The organism is Methanococcoides sp. AM1 (genome assembly GCF_900774055.1).
GTDB lineage: Archaea > Halobacteriota > Methanosarcinia > Methanosarcinales > Methanosarcinaceae > Methanococcoides.
In genome coordinates, this window is sequence record NZ_CAAGSW010000002.1 from 1 (window position 1) to 22,012 (window position 22,012).

Sequence of the window (22,012 nt, forward strand, 5' to 3'; positions counted from 1 at the left end):
CTGATTCAGCATCCTGACCTCTTGAGCAAAGCTCAAAGGTCGCGCGCTGCAGAAGCGCTGATCTGGATTCGGACCTTGGCTTTCATCCATTAATATGAGTTAGAGTACGGCGGCCATAGCGGCAGGGCAACTCCTGTTCCCTTTCCGAACACAGAAGATAAGCCTGCCCACGTTGCTTACTGTACTGAGGTACGAGAGTCCTCGGGAAATCTGCGTCGCTGCTGTGCTCACTCTATTACCCTTTTTCTTTAGTTAATTTTGATCTGCTAGTTTTGACTTTGTTTTTCTGATATGTTTTTATCCATGATCACAATTTGCAGAGTCAAATCTATACACATTGAAATAAAGTTATATCCGATTGAGTCCTAAATTCTTAATGCTAGGGATATCCGGGGGTTTCTATGAGTAAAGTTTCAATCGTTTTTGTATACAATGCAGACAGTGGTCTGTTCAATGAAATGAAAGATTATGTTCATAAAATGGTGTCACCATCGAGTTATGGATGTAATCTCTGTGCCATCACCTATGGTAATGCAGGCATGAAAAGTGAATGGAGGTCCTTTGTGGATGATCTTCCCATTCCTGTGGTCTTTCTTCACAAGGATGAGTTCGATAAAGAATATAATTATCCCGGAGCTTCATTCCCATGTGTATATCTTGAAAAAGATCACCGGCTTGATCTGCTGATAACACCTGATGAAATAAATGGTTGCAATGACATTGGAGATCTGAAAGCTCTTGTCAATGACAAATTGAAGTTCATTGCTGGGAATTGATCCCATGGTCTCTTTTACTGAGAAACTTCAGGCTTTCTTAGCCTTGACGAGATTCGGAAACTCCGTTTTTGGTATGTTCTCCGTTATCCTTTCAGGCATTCTCTCAATGGAATTTTTTGGAAATGGAACTGAATATGTGACAGCAGCAGTGGTCTCCATCTTCCTGTTCATGGGTTCTTTTTCCATAAACGATTACTTCGATCATCTGGTAGACATTGCGAATAACAGGACGGATCGACCAATTGTTACAGGTGCAATATCACGTGACACTGCACTTCACGTAGCTGTTGGCTGTCTGCTTCTGGCATTTTTAATATCGTTGAAGCTGGGTGAATTTGTTTCCTTGTTCATAGGCTTCAATATCCTACTGTCGATATTCTACAGCAGCCATCTGAAAAAAGTTCTTCTGCTGAAGAACATATCCATTGCCTATTGTTTCACAGCAACTATTATTTTCGGCACCATTATCGTGGATATTGTAGCAGAGCCATTGGTGCAGTTCTACATCTTAATGGCATTTCTGGTAGGTCTTGCCTTTGAGATAATGGCAGATATCTCTGATATGGAAGGAGATATGCAGCACCGTGTCCAGACAATAGCATGGCGCATCTCTCCACGTTCTGCAGCCATCATCTCTTCTATTATCTTCTCAGTGGTCTGTATTCTTGATCCTCTTCCATATTTTGTGGACCTGCATCCTAATCTTGTTCATGACACGTTATTCCTTTTGTTGATAGTGCCAGTAGCAGTTGCTTATCTATTAATTTCCAGGTCTTTGATAAGTGATCAATCGAAGACCAACGTATTGAAATTGAGATCGAGAACGATAGTACTGATGCAAATAGGTTCGCTGGTTTACCTGATAGGTTTCCTTGTCTAAACAGCACTATATATAACAATGAAACAGATATAATATTTCTTATACGTAATTTTGGGTGTGCAAATGAAAGAATATGATCTTATAGTGATAGGTACCGGTTCCGGGATGAACTATGTTGGTTTGATTATGCAGGATAACCCGGAGATGAAAGTAGCTGTCATAGATAAGGATGATCCCGGTGGCATCTGTCTTACAAGGGGTTGCATCCCCTCCAAGATGTTGCTCTATCCTGCAGAACTTGTAAGGGAAATTGGAAGATCTCAAGAATTTGGAATTGATGCTGAGATCAAGAACATCGATTTCAATTTTATTATGGAAAGGATGCGTTCTACCATAGGTAAGGATATTGAGATGATCCACAGCGGACTTTCATCCAGTCCAAAAATGGACTACTACCAGGACACTGTAGAATTCATTGAACCATATGTGCTTAAAGTTGGGGATGAAACGATCACTTCAAAGATGATATACCTGAGCATAGGTTCAAAACCTATGATCCCTCCGGTCAAAGGTCTGGATGATGTCGGTTATCTCACAAGTGACAACGTTTTGGATCTAACTTTATTGCCGGAAAGTCTTGCTATCATAGGGGGTGGCTATATTGCTGCCGAATACGGTCATTTTTTCTCTGCCATGGGTTCTGATGTAACTATAATAGGTCGCAGTCCCAGAATTATCACTCAGGAAGAACCCGAGATCAGTGAGCTTGCACGAAGAAAAATGGGGGGTCATATTTCTATACTCACCAATCACGAAGTTGCTGAAGTTAAAACATCAGGAAATCAGAAGAAGATCATTGCAAAGGACAGGCAGACAGGCGATGAGATCGAGATATTTGCCGATGAGATCCTTGTAGCCACAGGAAGAAGTCCGAATACTGATATCCTCCATCCTGAAAAAGGAAACATTGAGATTGATGATAGAGGCTGGATAAAGGTCAATAAACATCTGGAGACAAGCTGTCCCAATGTGTGGGCCTTTGGTGATGCCAATGGTAAATATCTTTTCAAGCACGTTGGCAATTATGAGTCTACTGTTGTCTACCAAAACTCTGTTCTCAATGGTGATATGGAAGTTGATTATCATGCAGTACCCCATGCTATTTTCTCATATCCGGAGATCGCTGGTGTAGGAATGGGGGAGGCAGAGGCGGTTGAACATTATGGGGAAGATAACATTTCCATCGGTTTCCAGAGGTTCGAAGATACCGGTAAAGGAGTGGCTATGGGCCTTGAAGATTATTTTGTCAAGGTCATACTGGATAACTCTACTAGTATTCTGGTTGGTGCCCACATAATCGGACCACAGGCATCTGTTCTTATCCATCAGGTGATAACTCTCATGAACACTCCTGGAGCTAATGTAGGTCCAATAGTCCACGGAATGGACATCCACCCGTCCCTGAGCGAGGTTGTCAAACGTGCATTTTACTCAAGGATGCCTGTTGGTGAATATCACTCAGTATTGAAGTCCCTTGAGCTTGAATACTGATCTCTTTTCTCTTTTATGATAGTGTTCCTATCCATCCTCTGACAAGTATAAAAACTATGATGAGTGGTAGAATATATTTTATATATGCTCTTGCCTGGCCCGGGAACTTCAGTCCCTTTCCGGAATCAGTTTCCCGAATGAAATTGTTCCATCCCCATCCGAAACTATAACTGCAGAACAGCACCAGTGTAAGTGCACCTATTGGAAGGATATTGTTAGTAAATATGAAATCTTCCAGATCAAGGATAGATGTTCCTTCACCAAAAGGCTGGTACCAGCTCAATGGTCCGAATCCAAGGCAACATGGTATGGATAAAATGAAGATCGCAACTCCGCTTATGAGCGACGCCTTCTTTCTTTTCCATCCCCATTCGTCCATTGAAAAAGCTATTACATTCTCCGAGATGCCCATTACAGTTGACATTGAAGCAAAGGCAAGGAACAGGAAGAAGAGAGTTCCCCACAATATGCCTGCAGGCATTTGATTGAAAACGTTCGGTAATGTTACAAAGAGAAGCCCAAGACCTGATCCTACATCAATCCCGAAAGCAGAACATGCCGGAAATATCATAAGGCCTGCCATGAGTGCTATGGAGGTATCCAGGAATGTGATCCTTAGAGATTCTCCTGTAAGTGAATGATCTTTGTTGATGTAGCTTCCGAAGATGGTCATACCCCCGACTCCCACGCTCAAAGTGAAGAATGCCTGGGTCATGGCTGCATATATGCCTGTCCATGTTAAGCCCGAAAAATCCGGTTCAAGATAAAAGCTGATCCCTTCAGCAGCACCAGGAAGAGTCACAGAACGAAGTACAAGCACGATCAAAATAAAGAATAGCCCTGACATCATGAACTTGCCGGTTCTTTCAACCCCTTTTTGCAATCCTGCTGAACATATAAGGATCCCAAGACCCACTACCAACGCCATCCACGCTATCATTTCCATGGTCCGACCCATGAACAGGTCAAAGAAAACCCCTACTTCTGAGGGGTCGAGATAAATGAAACTACCTTTGACCATGTAATAGAAATATGCAAGCCCCCATCCTGCAACGGTAGTGTAGAACATAAGCAGGATAACATTTCCTATGATAGCGATATATCCAAAAAGGTGCCATCTTTTCCCCTCTGGTTGCAGTTTACGCAAGGATCCTGCAATATTCTGCCTTCCCGCCCTTCCGGTAGCAAATTCCATTATTAATATCGGTAATCCGAGGATTAGGAGAAATGCAAGATAGACGATAACAAAGGCAGCACCTCCGTATTTTCCTGCAATAAAAGGGAAACGCCAGATGTTTCCAAGACCTATGGCACATCCCGCAGAAACAAGCAAGAACCCGACTCTTGTAGCCAATTGCTCACGGGTGGTATCCGCTATATCATCTTTCATCTTTATCCCTTTTCATATGAATGTTAATGGGATAACTATACATTATACACTGTATAAATATAATACTACAAAGTCTCTAAATATTATCTAATCTGAAAACAATAAAAAAAGAAGGAACCCGTTAAGGGTTCATGAGGAAAGGGCAAGAATAGCTTCCGCAAGGTCTCCGTTAGCACTTTTAAGAGCTTCAAGAGCAGCGTCTTCGCTTGCACCGGTCTGCTCTGCTACAAGCCTGACATCATCTTCAGGTATTGTGACTTCACGTGGAACATCTACGGGAGTACCTGTTATCTGATAGGTGTCAACTCCCTGTGCATTCATTATGCTGACACTTGCGTCACTAAATACTATATCCTTATCTGCGGTTCTTATGATGACCTGTTCCACATCTTCTATCTCATCGATGTTGATGCCCATCTGTTTCATCATCTGTTTGACTTTTTTCGGGTTCATGCCCCGTCCGCCCATACCTGGAATCATTTGATCACCTTTTAATTATTACCGCGTAGGATGGTATTACTCAATTAAATACCTTGTTCTTAATGGCAACTGCCACCGCAGCTGCTGCATCCGCCTGCAGCCATTGGGTTGTCGATGATGAAACCTTTGCCACCATCTGTGTCAATGTAATCGATGGTTGCTTTGTCCAGCTGTTCGCTGATGTCCGGTCCCATAACGATCTTGATCTCCTTGTTTTCGACTGTGACATCTTCATCACTGATCTCGTTGTCGAGTGCCATTCCATACTGGATGCCGCTGCATCCCATACCTGCAACAAATACTCTCAATGCATGGTCCTGTTTGTCCTCAGCTTCGAGCAATGCTTTCAATTCTGTTGCAGCAACGTCTGTAATTTCGATCATTCTTTGTCACTCCATTTTTTGGTAACTTTTTAAAGTCAATAAATGCGTTGGTCTCTATATACAGTTTTCGTATATATATGTTCGGGTACCAACGAACAAATATTCACATGAACTCTACATCATCATCTACAGGATTGGTCAGTATTTCCTGTGTATATGCGTTGATCTCCACAGAGTTCCTTGCACCTTTAACTTCCCATATAGGCACATAGACAAGGTCGATCTTGAATCTGATATCATCCATTGATGGTTTGAACATCTTGTGTTCGGATATCATTGCCTCTCCAACGACATTGTTGAAACGCACATCCTTTGTATATTCTTCTATAATGTTTGATATTAGCGTGCTTTCCGCTTCCTTTTGGTCGATCATCTTGCTCTTGATCTCATAGTTATCATCAGGAAGTATCACATGGTCATTTACCTGATGCAGTTCCATTTCTTCCTTATTACCGTTGAGGGCATTAAGACAACCCTGACCCTGGCCGGAAATATCAATTACTTTGTTCTTGAACCTGTGTTCTGCTTTGACAGCATAGGCATAATTCCAGAAAGGTACTAACTTGAGAATAACATCCTCGGGGATACCTATCTCGGACTTTGCCATTGCTGCAGCCCTTTCTTTTTCCAATTTTATAGGTGCAGTGTGAAGGTCAAGGGTTGATGGAACTGGTTGTGGCGCTTGCCATAATGCCTGCTGGGGCTCTGGTGCAGTTGTCACAGGTGCTTCCATATATGATCGTTCCGGCTCCTGATAGTTTCCAACTGTGTCTGCCTGTTGCATCTCAGGGGAAGTTGCCCAGATGTTGAAACCTTCCTGTTCTTCCTGTGCTGGCATCTGCGGGACAGATGGTGTGGGAGGCTCCACCGAAGGAGCTGATATTCCAGAGCTTACTTCAAAGCTTCCTGAGAAACCAGTAGATGTGGGTGCAGTCTGATCTGCCGCCATAGCATTGTTGTCTACATCGTAAGCCACAAGCTGAAGATCGGTGGCATTGCCTTCAAGGTCGGCGATGACAGCTTTTCCTATCTGGAGGGATAGTTCGTCACGGTCCCATATGATAAGACCCACATGAGTTGCATAATCGTGAAGTTCCGGCTCCATTTTCTGCATGGTGACATATAGTCCTACGCCGTCCCTGATCTGGTCTGCAAAGTTCCTGATCTGTGCAGGATCTGGCTTCCCGGTGAGTAAAATATAGGTTCGGTGGTCGTTTTTCTCTACGATCAGGTCCACAGTGTCAGATTCTGAAACAATGTGTCCGGAAGTTGTGAATATGTTTGTCAGGAGTTCTGCAAGTTTTTCTTTCATTCTCATCAACCATTTGTTATTGCATTATCTGAATATCTCCACCACAAGACGATCAGAGAACTCTGGTCGTAGTTTCCAGTTCAATGCCTTTGTGAGTGATATTATATGATATGGTCTTGTCAGGAGGGATCATTCCTCTCATCTTACGTATCAATATCGTTCTCTCGATCTCGCTTCCACGTTCTTTCATGCGGAATTCAATAACCCCGTCACAAATGCTCTTGAGTCCATTTTCCACTTGTGGGTCATGTGTACCACCGGTCATAAGGATGAGCTGTACAGCATTGGTGAGTTTTCCGATAGACGAGATAACTTCGATAGCTTCTGTAACAGATTTCATATCATAGGATCTCAGGAAATATGATATGGAATCGATAACCCCTCTGTACTGCCCTCCCCTTTCTTTAGAGGTAGCAGTCTTAAGCTGGTTCATCGTATCAGTATTCTGTTTCAGGAAATCCTTGGCCGAGAGATTGCATGTAATACTTTTGGGTAGAATATTGCAGAACCTTAAGGTATAAGCATCAACAAATTCCATTTTCCCGTTCTCGACATATTGTTCAATATCCCATCCGAAGGTTCTCATATCCTCGATTATTTCCTGAACCGGATGTTCGGCAGAAAAGTAGTAAACTTCCTCGTTGTTCGTCAGACCACCATATATAAACTGTTGTGCAAATAGCTCTGAGCTTGCACCGGGTTCTGCAAGTATCAATATAGTTGTTCCCGGAGGAACTCCTCCTCCAAGCTGAACATCAAGTCCTAGCAACCCAGTCGGTACCCTGTAGCCCCCTCTTCCATCGAAACTATAATCCATTCTTTCACCTTGATATCTTATGTAAAAAAATATTCTAATGAAGTTTCTATACACTATATTACTATCATTACATATTGATTCCTCTTAGTTTTTATAGTTATAGTATATTTATTAACTGATTACTATGATGGATCTTGACAATCTCAAATATGATGACAATGGTCTTATCGCGGCCATTGCACAGGACAATAAAACTGGTGAAGTTCTCATGGTTGCCTACATGAACGAGGAGGCTCTTAAACTTACCATTGAGACGGGGATAGCTCACTACTGGAGTCGTAGCAGGCAAAAGCTGTGGAAAAAAGGCGAGAGCTCCGGTCACATGCAGACAGTACATGAGATGCTGATAGATTGCGATATGGATGCCATTGTAATGAAGATCGAACAGGAAGGCGGCGCATGCCACACTGGCTATCGTTCATGCTTCTACCGCAACATCGAAGGCGATGTCGTTGGCGAGAAGGTCTTTAACCCCGATGAGGTCTACTAATTTTTTTGAGACTGAGGTCATAAGGAACTATCTTTTGTTCCTTTTTCCTATCCTTTTTCTGCTCACATTGCTTTTCTGTCATTTGTGTTAAATAGTTTTGAACGGTAGTTCTGTTTATGGAAAATAAAGAGATTACAAGGATCGTTCCGGATACAAGTGTTATTATTGATGGTCTTGTATCCGAAATGATCGTTGCAGGGGATTATGAGGGAGCAGAGATATTCATTCCTGAGGCCATGGTGGCAGAACTGGAATCCCAGGCAAATCGTGGTCTTGAGATCGGCAATAAAGGTCTGGATGAGCTAAAACAGCTTCAGGAACTGGCAAGAGAGGGCTTGATCGATGTATCTTTTACAGGTGAACGCCCGACCATTGAAGAGAGGAAGTATGCTAAAGAGGGCGCATTGGACGCGATTATTCGTTCATGTGCTGAAGAGCTGGACGCTACTTTTGTGACCGGTGACAGGGTGCAGTACGACGTTGCAGTGGCAAAGGGAATGGACGTTGAATACCTTCCTCCGAAAAAAGCCGAGTTCATTACCCTGCATATTGAGGATTTCTTCACTGATGATACAATGTCTGTGCATCTGAAGAACAAGGTCATTCCAATGGGCAAACGTGGTTCCATCAGGAATGTGGAATTTGTGGAAATAAGGGATACTCCATGCACTTCAAGTGAGCTGAAAGAGATAACTCGTGAGCTTCTTGAGCGAGCACGAGCTGATCCGGAATCCTTCATTGAAATGTCTCTAAACGGTGCTACCGTACTGCAGATACGCGATATGCGAATAGCTATCTCAAACCCTCCATTTTCAGATGATGTAGAAATAACGGCAGTACGTCCTGTGGCCTCGGTAAAGCTGGATGAGTACCGTCTGGGCGACAAGCTCAAGGAGAGGATACTTGGACAGCGTGGAATTCTGGTATCAGGTCCTCCGGGAGCGGGTAAATCCACATTTGGAGCAGGAGTTGCCACTTTCCTGCATGAGCACAACTATGTTGTAAAGACAATGGAATCCCCAAGGGACCTGCAGGTTCCCAGGGAGATCACACAATATGCTCCTCTTGAAGGAAGCATGGAAAAGACCGCAGATGTGCTGTTGCTTGTAAGGCCTGATTACACTATCTATGATGAAGTGCGAAAGACCCGCGATTTCGAGATATTTGCAGACATGAGGCTTGCAGGTGTCGGCATGATCGGTGTTGTGCATGCCAACCGTGCCATCGATGCTGTGCAGAGGCTCATCGGCAGGGTTGAACTTGGTGTTATTCCTCAGGTTGTTGATACTGTCATCTTTATTGACAAAGGAGAGGTCGCCCAGGTCCAGACCCTTGAGTTCACCGTAAAAGTGCCATCAGGAATGATGGAAGCTGATCTTGCAAGACCTGTTATCGTTGTTTCTGACTTTGAGACCTCAACCCCCGAATTTGAGATATATACCTTCGGAGAGCAGATCGTTGTCATGCCAGTATCAACTTCAACAGGCGGCAGGAAAGCTGTCTGGTCTCTTGCGGAAGGTGAGATCAAGGACGTTGTCCAGCGTTATACCAGCGGTCCTGTTGAAGTTGAGATGACCTCCGACACAAATGCTGTAGTGAAGGTCTTTGAGAAGGAGATCTCCAAGGTGATCGGCAAAAGCGGTGCGGTCATCGATGAGATCGAAAAGATCGTAGGGGTTCACATTGATGTGCGTGAGCTTAAAGAGCAAAGCAGCAAGGGCAAGGGTCGGGATAAAGATCGTTTCTCAGGGAGCTCTTATCGTCCTACTGTTGAGCACACAAAGAAGCATGTGATCCTGAACGTTCCTGAAATCGCTTCACAGGATGTCGAGATCTATGCAGGTGAAAGTTACCTCTTCACTGCAACAGTTGGTCGCCATGGCGATGTAAAGGTCCGGAGTAATTCTGCCATCGCTCACAGCATAATGGATGCTGTGGATGACGGGGAGCCGATCCTTGTAAAAGTCTTGTGAACTTTAGGGGAAAGTTGTAGAGGGTTTTCATTTCCTCTGCAAACATCAATTTTTTATTTTATTTCATTCTATATTTTAGAACCTTCAAGTATTACCTTTCCATGGTTAATGGATTATACTGAAGTATGAGCGAATGTGCTATAGTTCTTGAATATATGTGTCTATATCTATGAGTTAATTTCCCATCCCGCACATATTTTGGCCAAACAATCACAACTTATTTAAAGTTCGTGTTACTTAATGCATATGAATTTCACAGTATTCTTACTGCAAAGAGGATAAAACATGAAGAAAACAATAATTATCGGATCAATTATTGCACTGATCTGCCTCACCGGCCTTTCAAGTGCACACTTTACAATGATTTTCCCAAGTGATGATGAAGGCAGTGTATGGGATGTCACTCCGGAAGATTATATTGCAGAACTTGGAGACACAAAGACCATCTACACAATGTGGGGACATCCTTATGAGCACATATCATTTGACATGTCAAGCGTACCGGAGATCAGTGTAACAAAACCCGATGGTACAATTGAAGTCCTCACTCCCGAAGAGGTTATGGTGGACAGTATGGATGAAGAAGGTAACATGGGTACTTTCCTTTCATACAAAGCCTCTTTCACAGTCGACCAGTATGGCGACACTGTTGTAGCGGTCAAGTATGAAGATGCGGACGAAGACATGATCGATTACACCAAAGCAGTCATCCACTGTGGAGAAGAGATGTGGTTCGGCTGGGATTCAATGGTCGGCCAGCAGACAGAGATCATCCCATACATGCGCCCATATGGCATGGAAGAAGGATTCGTCTTTGCAGGAAAAGCTCTTTACAATGGCGAACCACTTGCAGACGCCGATGTTGAGGTTGAGATATACCACGACCTTGAAGCAGGAATTGAGATCGTAGAACAAGCAGAAGAACTTTACCCATATGATGCACCAATGGTATTCACAAGGCTCACAAGATCCAATGCTGACGGTGAGTTCGTGTACACTCTCGATGAACCGGGCATCTGGTTCGTTGGTGCTACCATGGAACCTGAAGAGGGGCAGCCTGTAAGAGGCGTGTTCATAATTCCGGTAATTGAAGAGTTCCCTGTAGAAGAGACAGAAGCTCCAGCTAGTCAAGAAACTGAAGTGGAACCAGAATCAGATGCCACACAATCTACTCCCGGATTTGAATCTGTGTTCGCAGTTGCCGGACTTCTTGCAGCATTGTTCATCGCAGGAAGAAAATTGTAAAATATGTCATGGGGACAGCTTCCCCATCAATCTTTTTTTATACTTGATTATCAGTAATCCACATTAAATTAGATAAAACGCAAAACTCGTTATAATAAATATTACAAAGGAGAAAACAAGTATGCACATATCTGACGGCGTACTATCCCCTGCAGTGATAACTGCAGGTTGGGCAATAACGATACTTCTGCTCCTTGCAACCCTCTGGTGGGGCAAAAAGGATGTAGACATCGCCGAGGAGATACCAAAGATCTCTGTCATGACAGGAGCTTTCTTTGTGGCATCCCTGATACATGTGTCAATTGGGCCTACCAGTGTACACCTTGTGCTCAACGGACTTCTTGGAGTGGTTCTTGGAACCCTCGCATACCCTGCGATCTTCATTGGCCTTGTCCTTCAAGCACTATTGTTCCAGCATGGTGGCATAACAAGTATTGGCGTCAACGTCATCAATATGGGCATACCTGCACTGATCGTCTATGGGATATTCAAAAAAGGCTATTCAGCGGGTTTCAATCCCTCCATACTTGGAATAATTTGCGGTTCAATGGCAACAATGCTCTCTGCAATAATGCTTGCTATCGTGCTCATATCCACAGGAGAGGAATTCACAGAGGTTGCCTACATAGCTGCTGCTGCCAACATACCGATAATGATAATCGAAGGAATATTGACAGGATCTGTGGTCACATTCCTTCTGAAGGTCAGGCCTGAACTGCTCCCCATCAACAAGGAGAAATAAAAAATGGTCAATTATAAGATGATATGGACACTGGCATTTGCCTGTGTTCTTTTAACAGCAATTGCACCTGCTGCATCCGCACACCGCGTTTATGCACAGGAGCAGGTCACTGAGGTACAAATAAGATCATGGTATGGAGGAGGAGACCCCATGCCAAATGCCGACATCAACATTTATGCCATAAAGGACGGAAAGGAAGAGCTTTATATCACAGATGTGACCGATGAGGAGGGGATATACTACTTCGAACCAAAACTTGGTGTTGTAGAATATAGAGTAGTAGTCTCCCAAAGCGGGCACCAGAAAGAGATCACATTCAACGTTGCAGGTTCTGAAGGCTCCAGCGAAGAAGCTGAACTCCCACTCTCAGCAAGAATTGTAGCAGGATTTGGGTACCTTGTCGGGCTTGCTGGTTTTGGAATGTACCTGTCAGCGCGCAAAACAAAATAAAGAACAACTACTAAAAAACGATACAGGAGAATAACACATTGGACTATCCCGAAATAGACAGGTATGCTTCAATTGATTCACCCATACATAATTTCGACCCGCGTGCTAAGATCATTACGTTCATGGTAATGATATTCTCCTTTGTTTTTTTGGACAGCATTACAAAAGCCCTTGTTGGCCTGGGGATAGCCAGCCTGATATACATTATAGCAAAACTTCCAAAAGCATTTATAATGCACCGCTTGAAAGTTGTGTTCCTGTTCCTGGCCCCACTGCTTATTATCATGCCGCTTACCGTTGACGGACAGGCCATCACACAGTATCATGGCATAACGGTTACACAGGAGGGACTGCAATACTCCTCCCTTGTTATAATAAGAGCGCTTTCAGCTGTCACCCTTGTGCTTATAATGCTTGGTACCACACGTTTTGACATCACGATCAAGGCACTCTACATGCTCAGGGTGCCCGGAACGCTTATACAGATGTTGATGTTCACTTACAGATACATATTCGTGATAATGGACGAGTTCCAGAGGATGTGGAAAGCCATGGAATCAAAAGGATTCAGGCTTAAAGCGAACAGGTACGGACTATCCGTTCTCGGGAACATAATCGGGATGCTGATAATAAAAAGCTATGACAGGGCACAGCGTGTTTACTACTCAATGATATCCAAAGGCTACACCGGTAACCCTAGGACAATAGTGAACTTCGAACTACAGGCAAAGGACTATGCAATAGCTCTGCCCATGATATTCATTGCACTCTTTATGCATACCTATCACCTGGTGTTATAATGAAAGAAGCAATTCGTGTAAAAGGACTTACATATTCATACCCTGATGGGACCCCTGCACTGGAAAACATTGACATCACCATCAATGAAGGAGAAAAGATAGTTATTATCGGACCCAATGGTGCCGGAAAAACCACCCTTTTCCTTCACCTCAACGGTACTCTCAAGAGCCAGGATAACACGGTCATGATCTTTGGAAAGAATCTAGGCGATATGAAAGTCGAAGAGAGGATTAAAGAAGTGGGAATTGTATTCCAGGACCCTGACGACCAGCTGTTCATGCCCACCATCTTCGATGATGTGGCATTCGGTCCCATCAACATGGGATTGGGCAAAGAGGATGTGGAGAATCGAGTGAAAAAAGCTCTGTCCCGTGTCGGACTTGAGGGATTTGAGGACAGGGTTCCGCATAACCTGAGCTATGGGCAGAAGAAAAGAGCAGCACTAGCAGCTGTACTGTCCATGGAACCACGGATACTGATTCTGGACGAACCAACGGCCAACCTAGATCCGAAGAGCAGGGCAGACCTGATACAGGTGATCAATAACTTGAACGAGGACGGGATCACCACTGTGATCGCCATGCATGATGTGAACGCTCTCCCGGCCCTCTCAGACCGCGTCTATGTGCTGAACAGAAAGATTGTCGGCGAGGGAAGCCCGCGGGAGATATTCTCCAATTCAGAACTTCTGAAAATAAATCATCTAGAAGCACCAGACGTGTTCAAGCTATTCAAGGTATTGGCATGTTTCGGGTACGACTGCGATACCCTGCCCATGTCGATCGATGAGGCTGTACAGTTTCTCACAAGGACGATAGAAAGCGGCAGTGGACACATCCATCTCCATATCCACGAGCATACACATGAAGAGGTCCGGAAGTTCCTGTACAGCTACGACCATCATTAAAACGTTATATCGTACATAACATATTCGAATATAGAGGTGTGTAGTACTACAGCACATTCATCAGAATCAATAATAGAAGAGATATTACAGGATACTTCGGATCATCTTAAAAAAGTTTATCGGAGATTGGATGACCTAATCACACTACCCATGGATGATGAAGCTGCAGAAGCCATCCTCAATGGACATGGGTTCGATCAGGTACTTGATGCTATTACCATGTTCAGATGTCTTTATACCATAAAACTTGAAACCGAACATGCAAATACCATACTCGCCAGCAATGAACCATGGGAAATGCTGAAAAATTATTCATTTTATCCGAATTATTGTCAGCTGGTACGAACTGCTCCTGTGGTCCCAGTAGACAGCAATGATCTCCTTTGTATTCATTAAATTCCCTATTCCCCATTAGTTATATTAATATTACCATTCTTCATACTAAGTGAGAATAATTAACTTTTCATTAACACATAACCGGTTAACTAAATTTACTAACTCGATGTAAGAGAAACTATACTCTATCTGATAGAGATTGTCAAATTACCACATATTAGGTTACTTCAAATAAAGACTAAATAGCTATGAAACAATGCTTTAGACAAACAATTATACCACATAATGTTATTGTGTAATATGACTTCTAATATCGGGGTTTAGAAGATTATGTGATATTGGGGTTTGAAGAAGGGGTTTTCTACAGGCCCCATCCTTTACAACTTTATTAAACAGGAGTGATTTTTATGAAGGTATCTATTATTGGATCAGGTTATGTTGGTTCAGTTACAGCTGCGTGCTTTGCAGAACTTGGGCATGAGGTCATATGCATCGATATTGACGAAAAAAAGGTGCAAATGATCAATGATGGTATTCCTCCGATCTGGGAAGAAGGTCTTGGGGAGCTGATGGCAAAACATGCGGAGAAGAACCTCATAGCAACATCTGATTATGATTATGCTATACAGAATTCGGATGTGTCCTTTATCTGCGTTGGAACTCCATCTAATGAGCATGGTAATATCGACCTGTCAATTGTGGGTGCGGCCTGCAAGAGCCTTGGCATGGCAATGGCAAAAAAGGATGGTTTCCACATTGTGGTCGTAAAAAGTACAGTGGTTCCACAGACAACTGAAAATACAGTTCTTCCTTTACTTGAAGAACATTCGGGCAAGGTTGCAGGCAAGGACTTCGGTGTTGCCATGAACCCTGAGTTCCTGAGAGAAGGCAAGGCCGTGTATGATTTCATGCATCCCGATAAGATCGTCATTGGCAGCATTGATGAAAGAACAGGTGCTCTTGTTTCAGAGCTATATCGGGATCTGGACTGTGAGGTTACAAGGACCATACCAAGTACTGCTGAGATGATCAAGTATGTGAACAATTCTTTCCTTGCAACAAAGATCTCGTTCTCCAATGAGATCGGTAATATCTGCAAGCGTCTGGGAATTGATACGTATGAGGTAATGAACGCGGTGGGTGCGGATTTCCGTATATCCGAGTATTTCCTGAACTCCGGTGCCGGGTTTGGTGGTTCGTGCTTCCCAAAAGATGTGCGTGCACTTATCGGTAAAGCAAAGGAGATCGATTATTATCCTTCTCTTCTTGAATCCGTTATCGAAGTGAACGAGCTGCAGCCGATGCAGATGACAGAGCTTCTTGAAAAGCACGCAGGAGATGTTAAAGGTAAAAGAGTGGCTGTCCTGGGCCTGGCTTTCAAGAACGAAACGGATGACATTCGTGAGTCCCGTTCTATTCCTGTCATAAAAAGACTTCTTGAGCTTGGGGCCGATGTGAACGCATATGACCCGATGGCAACGGACAACATGAAGGCATTGATCGAAAATATATGGTACTACGATAGTGCTGCCGAGGCACTGGAAGGTGCGATCGCATGTCTGATAATGACCGAATGGGATGAGTTCAGGAAACTCGATTCTGAATTTGCCGGTATGAATAACAAGTTAGTGATCGATGGCAGGAAGATGATCGATCCTGAAAAGCTCGAAGAGGATATTGTTTACGAAGGTCTTTGCTGGTGAGTTATATGAGTGGGGGTACTGAAAAAGAGGACATCCGTGGGAGGATCGAGTCCTTTGACCAGAGTGTAAGGAGCCTTGAGAAGCGTCTTCGTGCGGTTGAAAGACGTCTGTCTGTCGAAGTTCCTGCTGAAGATGTTGCAGGTACTGTATTCGAAGCGCAACAACCACAGACATCCGAAGATGTTCGCGGCGCTATCGAGAGCATTGACAAATTAAAAGCGGAGCTAGAAGAACTAAGGTCACTGGTGGAAGGCTCACTTCGTGTGGACATCGATAAGCTGTCCGACAAGCTTGAGACAGCACTTGCATCGCAGGATGAGAAACTCATGCGCATCGAGGACCGCAACAGGATAACCATCGGCTCTGTCAAGATGCCTGTGGAGCTTTCAGGTATCATGGGGGCAGCGCTCCTGCTTCTGACAGGAGGCTTGATCTTTGCAGGCCGGTGGGATATTCTCCGCTCCCCGTACTTTTCGCTGGGATTGGGATTAGCACTTGCTGTCGCTGTTCTCGCCAAGTTCTATGTGGTCAACAAAAAGGCTGATTGAGCGACCGATTGATTGATTGATTGATTGATTGATTGATTGATCGAAGTGCAATTGCTGTATTGTTAGAGCGATCGGGTACTGTTCATCCGCGGATGACTTTCACAAAGTGATTGTCAGTATGTGCAAGATACCCGTCGGCCATTGCTTTGATAGTTATGTACCCCTCATGTTTTCCTATCGGAAGCGAGATGTTGTTAAGCTGCATCCGCACCTGACCAGAACTGTCTGTGAGGCCCCCGGCAGCAATTGTTCCTGAGGGATCTCTCAATACAACATTGCATCCTCCGACGGGATCTCCGTCAAAATTGGATATGGTGACCTCAAGCAGACCTGTATCGCCGGTCTCTCCTGAAAACGTTATGCTCGTAACGTTAGAAGTTGCATACATTGGTCTGGGTGCAGTGGGTGCGTTGACTATGGCCGATACGATCACTGCAAAGCCGATCATCCCTATTATCGTCAGGACCACCATGCGTATAGGCAAACCTATGGCTGCTCTTTCGTCCTGAATAATGTTCTTGTGTGCCATATTAAAAAAAGGAAAGTGAGATCACTTTGTCTTGATGACCATCACTGCATCTTTCTTCTCGTAATCGTAGAAACCATCGGCTGCAATGGTAAGGTCCATTGTACCTTCGTTCTGGTTAGCTCCCATCTCCACCTGTGCAGCGGTTGTGATCAGCGTGGTCTCTCCGTTGATGTCGGTGGTATTGCTTGCCACACCGCCAAGACCTCGCAGGACAGCGTTTGCATTACGGACAGGGTTTCCGTCAGGGTCTGTGGCCGTGATCTTGACCACGATAGTCAGCGGGTTCTGTGCGGTAACAGCATCCACAACGATGGTATTTCCTGCACTGGGGGCAGTTCCCTGAAGGCCTGCTTCATCGATATTTACTGCCATGTTCTTTGTGGGTGGTGGGATTATGGCGATAAGTGCAGCCAGTGCTACCATTCCTACAACGAGCATAACCACGATATTGATGGGTAGCTCAATCGCTCTTTCATCATTAAAGATTGTTCTTACGTTTTTCATTCAAACACCTATGTACTCTGTACCTCTTCAGGCGTTTTCCTAAAGGCAAAAATGGGTTATAAATAATACCATTTTTCATAATCAAGCCAATAATTATATACTGTACTTCAACATCTCGTTAGATTGATGTACCAAAACCGTACTGTACTTCCCATGAAAAAGATAGTGATAATTGACTATGGTCTTGGCAACCTCCGTAGTGTCCAGAAAGGGCTGGAACACGCAGGTGCGGAAGTGATCATATCAAAGGACCCTGCAGACCTTGAAAGTGCAGATGGTGTCATTCTTCCGGGCGTCGGGGCTTTTTCTGATGCGATGAAGAACATCGTTCCTTTCCTTGATGGCATACACAAATATGTGGAATCCGGAAAGCCGGTCCTTGGTATTTGCCTGGGCCAGCAGATGCTCATGAGCCATTCAGAAGAAGGCGGGTTTACAGATGGTCTTGATCTTGTTCCCGGAAAGGTTCTCCGTTTCCCGCACAGTGAACTAAAGGTCCCGCACATGGGTTGGAATTCACTTTCCATCGACCAGGACCATCCTTTCTATGAGGGAATAGAAGATGGTGCATTCGTTTATTTCGTACATTCATATTATGTGGACACTGATGCTTCCCACACTCTCGCTTCATGTGATTATGGTGTGAATTTTGCTGCATCGGTTGTCAATTCCGCAGGCAATGTTATAGGAACACAGTTCCATCCTGAAAAAAGTGGTGATATCGGCCTGAAGATGCTTGAGAATTTTGTAGGCATGTGCTGATACTCCGGAGTGATCGAATGGATATAGAAGGCTATGCAAGAAAAGGACTTCGAAAGAATGATCCTGAACTTGAGGACAAACTGACAGAACGCATACTTGAGATAAAGGAAACAACCTCCGAACACGCCAGGTCACTTGCAAAAGCAGCTATTGTAGAAGCAAAGGCCACACTTAATGTCGAAGGCGAGGTACTGACATCCACTATCTCCGGCGTGACAATGGGTGAATTTGGTGTAGGTTCCCGTGGACTGGGTGATTTCTACGCACATGAGAAGCTTGCTGAGGTCATCGGAAAGACCAGTGCAGCGGTCGATACATCCCATCTTGACGACTCAGGTGCTATACTGAACGAGACCGGGGATGGATACATAATTATTACAATTGATGGGATCCATTCCCGTCTTAGCGATTTTCCTTTCCTTGCAGGTTTCCACGTAGCCCGTGCATCCCTGCGTGATGTGTACGTGATGGGTTCCCGCCCGGTGGGGCTCCTGTCTGATATCCATGTTGCTGATGACGGCGATGTTGCCAAGATATTTGACCATATTGCGGGAATTACCACGGTATCCGAACTTACAGGCATTCCTCTTGTTACAGGAAGCACTCTCCGTATCGGCGGCGATATGGATATTGGTGAACGTATGACCGGTGGTGTCGGTGCAGTGGGTACAGCTACGGATCTTACAGCCCGCATTCAGACACAGGTTGGAGATGTCATTCTTATGAGCGAGGGTGCAGGCGGAGGGACAGTTTCCACTGCAGCTCTTTACTACGAGATGCACGATGTTGTGGATGAGACCATTAACATCAAGTTCCTCGAAGCATGCGAAGCCCTGATCGCATCCGGCCTGACAAAGCATGTTCATGCAATGACCGATGTGACCAATGGTGGTATCCGTGGTGATGCAAAAGAGATCTCACGAACTGCCGGTGTCAAGCTTGTTTTTGATGAGTCCAAGATGCGTCCGCTTGTCAATCCGAAAGTTCTCGATATGCTGGAAAAGCTGGAGATCGACTACCTTGGTGTATCACTTGATGCATTGCTCGTTATCGCCCCGAGGGAATATGCAGATGCTATCATGCAGACTGTCAGGGGCGCAGGTGTTGATATCGACATCATCGGAGAGGTTGTCGAAGGCAGCGGTGCAGAGATAAACATCGATGGAAAGATGTGTGATTTCACTCCGCGCTTCAGGGAATCGGCTTACACTCCTATCAAAAAGATGATCGGGGATAAAGAGCCAAGGGACTTTGAAGAGATGAAACGTGCAGTAGATAATGCTGCAAATGAAGCCATTGAAAAGAAAAGAAAGGTAATAGAAATGATAAAAGGGAAGTAATGCTTCACTTCCCTCAAATACTTCCTTTTATTACTCACTCTTTTTCACAAAGAGGAGCGGTCCTTTTTTGTCGGTGATCACAACGCTGTCACCTTCTTCCAGATCATCTTCTGATCTTGCTTTCCAGTATTCTCCCTTGTATCTTACAAATCCTTCTGAACCAGCATCGATCTTATCGATGGCTTCGGCAAGGTCGCCGGCAAAGTCTTCACCGATAACCGGTTTGCGATGCCTGACCTCCAGTACTTTGTAAAATACAAATACGAACAGCAATCCCATTACTATCGTAGGCGTGACGATCGCAATGATCATTGTCTGCTGAACGTCTGCAGGTGTATACCAGCGCGGGAAATCCGTGGGTACCAGGAAAATACTTCCTGCTATCAAACATATAAGTCCCGATATTCCAAATATGCCAACACCCGGCGCCTGCAATTCGAGAACGAACAGTATAACCCCCAGTAGTATCAGGAATATAGCTGCGATATTCACATCAAAGCCTGTTCCTATAAGTCCCAGTGAAATAGCTACGACACCAAATATCTCTGCTCCTGCTCCCGGGTTTGAAATTCCGATAACGATTCCGTATATTCCGAGCATTATCAGTAGCGATGAGATCACAGGGTCTGAGATTATATCCATGAGGCTCAGCCTGAGGGATGGGGTATACGTATCAATAGTAGCACCGCTGGTGGTCAGTTGCTTACCCTTTATTGTGTCCCCGTCCACCTGTTCAAGGAGGTCTTCAACATCTGTAGCCACATATTCGATGACCCCTGCTTCCAGTGCTTCCTCAGCATTGAGGTTGAGGTTCTCGGTGATGAACTTCTCTGCTGCGGTCTCATTACGTCCGTGCTGGTTTGCTTTTTCTTTTGCAAGAGCCACAAGTGCGTTCACGATCTTGTCATCCTCAACAGGTTCGACACCTCCTGTGGAAATAGTTACCGGCTGTGCAGACCCAATGACCGTAAAGGGTGCCATTGCAGCAACATCAGTTCCAAGAAGGATCAATGTTCCTGCAGACCATGCTTTTGTTCCGCCGGGGTAGACATACCCTATCACCGGAACTTCTGACTGGTCAATAGCTTCAATGATCCTGAGGGTTTCAGCAACCCCGCCTCCCGGGGTGTTGAGGGTTATAACAAGTGCTTCATATTCTTCCTGTTGTGCTACCAAAAGTGCATCAACCACAAGGTCATCAGAAACCGGTGTGATCGAATCGGATATCTCAAGAACCAGAACTTTCTCTTCCGCGGAAGCGCAGGCAGGGCTCAGCAACAATATCAATGCTAAAAAAAGAAAAGGAATAAGAGGTGATGGTTTGTTTGGCATCTGATCACCTTCTTAAGTGTTTATTTCTTACCGAATGCACTGGAAAGTGCCGCGATTTCTCCGATATCCGTTGAACTTGTTACTACTATGAGGTTCTTTTCACGTGCAACTTCGGCAATGGTCTGCAGTTCCCTTAGTTTGAGAGCTACAGGTATATCCTGATAGAGCTGTGCAGCATCTTTCATCTTTTGTGCAGCTAGGAACTCACCTTCTGCAAGAATTATGCGTGAACGCTTTTCCCTTTCGGCTTCTGCCTGCTTTGCAATTGCACGAAGCATGGTGTCATCGATGCTCACATCCCTTAGAGTGACGCCTGTGACCTTTATTCCCCATGGGTCTGTGGAAATGTCGAGCAACTCCTGGATATCCTTATTGATGGTCTCACGTTCTGAGAGGAGTTGGTCAAGTTCGATTTGTCCGATAACATCCCTGAGGGTTGTCTGGGATAGCATGGCCGTTGCGAACTTGAAGTTCTCAACCTCTGTGATTGCAGCATCAGGCTTGAGGACCTTATAGTAAATAACAGCATCAACAGCAACAGTAACGTTATCTTTTGTGATGACTGCCTGTTTTGGAACGTCAATAGTTACAACTCGCAGATCAACCTTCATCACTGTATCGATGATAGGGATGATAAGGAAAAGTCCCGGTCCTTTTACTCCGCTAAGTCGTCCCAATCTGAAAATAACGACTCGCTCGTATTCTTTCACCATCTTGAGCGCTTGAGATAAGATGATAACTCCAATTACAAGTATAGGTATTATGTATTCTTCTATCATGGTAACCTCCCCCAATTTATATGGAAGAAGTTATCATAAAAA

Annotated in this window: 24 protein-coding genes and 1 rRNA gene; 16 read left to right on the top strand and 9 right to left on the bottom strand. The window is 44.5% G+C overall.

Annotation, left to right across the window (positions count from 1 at the left end):
* The first annotated feature begins 105 nt into the window (after positions 1–105).
* The 4 genes from rrf (at position 106) to E7X57_RS02680 (ending at position 3,147) form a co-directional block, all read left to right on the top strand.
* Positions 106–227 (top strand): 5S ribosomal RNA (gene rrf / locus E7X57_RS02665).
* A 174-nt stretch (positions 228–401) separates the two neighbouring features.
* Positions 402–776: a hypothetical protein gene (locus tag E7X57_RS02670; RefSeq protein ID WP_135610308.1), complete on the top strand. Its 375-nt coding sequence runs from the start codon at positions 402–404 to the stop codon at positions 774–776.
* 4 nt (positions 777–780) lie between these two features.
* A complete protein-coding gene (locus tag E7X57_RS02675) occupies positions 781–1,656 on the top strand; it encodes a UbiA family prenyltransferase (protein WP_135610310.1) in 876 nt (291 codons plus the stop codon).
* A gap of 63 nt (positions 1,657–1,719) precedes the next feature.
* Positions 1,720–3,147 carry a dihydrolipoyl dehydrogenase gene (locus tag E7X57_RS02680; protein ID WP_135610312.1) on the top strand — a complete coding sequence of 476 codons (1,428 nt, stop codon included), beginning with the start codon at positions 1,720–1,722 and terminating at the stop codon, positions 3,145–3,147.
* A 13-nt stretch (positions 3,148–3,160) separates the two neighbouring features.
* Here E7X57_RS02680 and E7X57_RS02685 read toward each other — a convergent pair whose 3' ends face one another.
* The 5 genes from E7X57_RS02685 to E7X57_RS02705 form a co-directional block, all read right to left on the bottom strand.
* The gene (locus E7X57_RS02685; protein WP_135610315.1) at positions 3,161–4,537 is read right to left on the bottom strand and encodes a sodium-dependent transporter; all 1,377 of its coding nucleotides are present in this window, start codon (positions 4,535–4,537) and stop codon (positions 3,161–3,163) included.
* A 129-nt stretch (positions 4,538–4,666) separates the two neighbouring features.
* The gene (locus E7X57_RS02690; RefSeq protein ID WP_135610317.1) at positions 4,667–5,017 is read right to left on the bottom strand and encodes a nascent polypeptide-associated complex protein; all 351 of its coding nucleotides are present in this window, start codon (positions 5,015–5,017) and stop codon (positions 4,667–4,669) included.
* Positions 5,018–5,076: 59 nt separating this feature from the next.
* On the bottom strand, positions 5,077–5,400 hold the full coding sequence (locus tag E7X57_RS02695; RefSeq protein ID WP_135610319.1) for an iron-sulfur cluster assembly accessory protein: 324 nt from the start codon (positions 5,398–5,400) through the stop codon (positions 5,077–5,079).
* Positions 5,401–5,503: 103 nt separating this feature from the next.
* Positions 5,504–6,712, bottom strand: coding sequence for a hypothetical protein (locus E7X57_RS02700; protein WP_135610321.1), 1,209 nt, complete (start codon positions 6,710–6,712; stop codon positions 5,504–5,506).
* Positions 6,713–6,764: 52 nt separating this feature from the next.
* Complete coding sequence (locus tag E7X57_RS02705) at positions 6,765–7,529, bottom strand: RAD55 family ATPase (RefSeq protein ID WP_135610323.1); 765 nt, start codon at positions 7,527–7,529, stop codon at positions 6,765–6,767.
* 124 nt (positions 7,530–7,653) lie between these two features.
* On the opposite strand from E7X57_RS02705, the gene hisI reads away from it, so the two are divergent.
* The 10 genes from hisI (at position 7,654) to E7X57_RS02755 (ending at position 16,724) form a co-directional block, all read left to right on the top strand.
* The gene (gene hisI, locus E7X57_RS02710; protein ID WP_135610325.1) at positions 7,654–8,019 is read left to right on the top strand and encodes a phosphoribosyl-AMP cyclohydrolase; all 366 of its coding nucleotides are present in this window, start codon (positions 7,654–7,656) and stop codon (positions 8,017–8,019) included.
* Between the two features lie 116 nt (positions 8,020–8,135).
* Positions 8,136–9,992 carry a PINc/VapC family ATPase gene (locus E7X57_RS02715; protein WP_135610327.1) on the top strand — a complete coding sequence of 619 codons (1,857 nt, stop codon included), beginning with the start codon at positions 8,136–8,138 and terminating at the stop codon, positions 9,990–9,992.
* A 285-nt stretch (positions 9,993–10,277) separates the two neighbouring features.
* A complete protein-coding gene (locus E7X57_RS02720; RefSeq protein WP_244603572.1) occupies positions 10,278–11,237 on the top strand; it encodes a DUF4198 domain-containing protein in 960 nt (319 codons plus the stop codon).
* 121 nt (positions 11,238–11,358) lie between these two features.
* Positions 11,359–11,979 (top strand): cobalt transporter CbiM, encoded by a 621-nt coding sequence (cbiM, locus tag E7X57_RS02725; protein ID WP_135610329.1) that lies wholly within the window; start codon positions 11,359–11,361, stop codon positions 11,977–11,979.
* A 3-nt stretch (positions 11,980–11,982) separates the two neighbouring features.
* Positions 11,983–12,429, top strand: a complete 447-nt coding sequence (locus E7X57_RS02730; protein WP_244603573.1) for a carboxypeptidase-like regulatory domain-containing protein — start codon at positions 11,983–11,985, stop codon at positions 12,427–12,429.
* 38 nt (positions 12,430–12,467) lie between these two features.
* Positions 12,468–13,229 carry a cobalt ECF transporter T component CbiQ gene (gene cbiQ, locus E7X57_RS02735; RefSeq protein WP_135610331.1) on the top strand — a complete coding sequence of 254 codons (762 nt, stop codon included), beginning with the start codon at positions 12,468–12,470 and terminating at the stop codon, positions 13,227–13,229.
* The gene (locus E7X57_RS02740) at positions 13,229–14,137 is read left to right on the top strand and encodes an energy-coupling factor ABC transporter ATP-binding protein (protein WP_135610333.1); all 909 of its coding nucleotides are present in this window, start codon (positions 13,229–13,231) and stop codon (positions 14,135–14,137) included. Before cbiQ ends, E7X57_RS02740 begins: the two co-directional genes overlap by 1 nt.
* 36 nt (positions 14,138–14,173) lie before the next feature.
* Positions 14,174–14,533: a nicotianamine synthase family protein gene (locus E7X57_RS02745; RefSeq protein WP_256369403.1), complete on the top strand. Its 360-nt coding sequence runs from the start codon at positions 14,174–14,176 to the stop codon at positions 14,531–14,533.
* A gap of 347 nt (positions 14,534–14,880) precedes the next feature.
* Complete coding sequence (locus E7X57_RS02750; protein WP_135610337.1) at positions 14,881–16,176, top strand: UDP-glucose/GDP-mannose dehydrogenase family protein; 1,296 nt, start codon at positions 14,881–14,883, stop codon at positions 16,174–16,176.
* A gap of 5 nt (positions 16,177–16,181) precedes the next feature.
* Positions 16,182–16,724, top strand: a complete 543-nt coding sequence (locus tag E7X57_RS02755) for a hypothetical protein (RefSeq protein ID WP_135610339.1) — start codon at positions 16,182–16,184, stop codon at positions 16,722–16,724.
* A gap of 82 nt (positions 16,725–16,806) precedes the next feature.
* Here E7X57_RS02755 and E7X57_RS02760 read toward each other — a convergent pair whose 3' ends face one another.
* Both E7X57_RS02760 and E7X57_RS02765 read right to left on the bottom strand, forming a co-directional pair.
* Positions 16,807–17,253, bottom strand: coding sequence for a carboxypeptidase-like regulatory domain-containing protein (locus tag E7X57_RS02760; protein ID WP_135610341.1), 447 nt, complete (start codon positions 17,251–17,253; stop codon positions 16,807–16,809).
* Positions 17,254–17,274: 21 nt separating this feature from the next.
* Positions 17,275–17,757 (bottom strand): carboxypeptidase regulatory-like domain-containing protein, encoded by a 483-nt coding sequence (locus tag E7X57_RS02765; protein ID WP_135610343.1) that lies wholly within the window; start codon positions 17,755–17,757, stop codon positions 17,275–17,277.
* Positions 17,758–17,910: 153 nt separating this feature from the next.
* On the opposite strand from E7X57_RS02765, the gene hisH reads away from it, so the two are divergent.
* Together hisH and E7X57_RS02775 are read left to right on the top strand one after the other, a co-directional pair.
* Entirely contained in the window at positions 17,911–18,519 is a 609-nt protein-coding gene (hisH, locus tag E7X57_RS02770) for an imidazole glycerol phosphate synthase subunit HisH (protein ID WP_135610345.1), read from the top strand.
* A 17-nt stretch (positions 18,520–18,536) separates the two neighbouring features.
* A complete protein-coding gene (locus E7X57_RS02775) occupies positions 18,537–19,859 on the top strand; it encodes an AIR synthase-related protein (protein ID WP_135610347.1) in 1,323 nt (440 codons plus the stop codon).
* A gap of 30 nt (positions 19,860–19,889) precedes the next feature.
* Here E7X57_RS02775 and E7X57_RS02780 read toward each other — a convergent pair whose 3' ends face one another.
* Both E7X57_RS02780 and E7X57_RS02785 read right to left on the bottom strand, forming a co-directional pair.
* Positions 19,890–21,191 (bottom strand): nodulation protein NfeD, encoded by a 1,302-nt coding sequence (locus E7X57_RS02780; protein ID WP_135610349.1) that lies wholly within the window; start codon positions 21,189–21,191, stop codon positions 19,890–19,892.
* Positions 21,192–21,211: 20 nt separating this feature from the next.
* A complete protein-coding gene (locus E7X57_RS02785) occupies positions 21,212–21,970 on the bottom strand; it encodes a slipin family protein (protein ID WP_135610351.1) in 759 nt (252 codons plus the stop codon).
* Positions 21,971–22,012 lie beyond the last annotated feature (42 nt).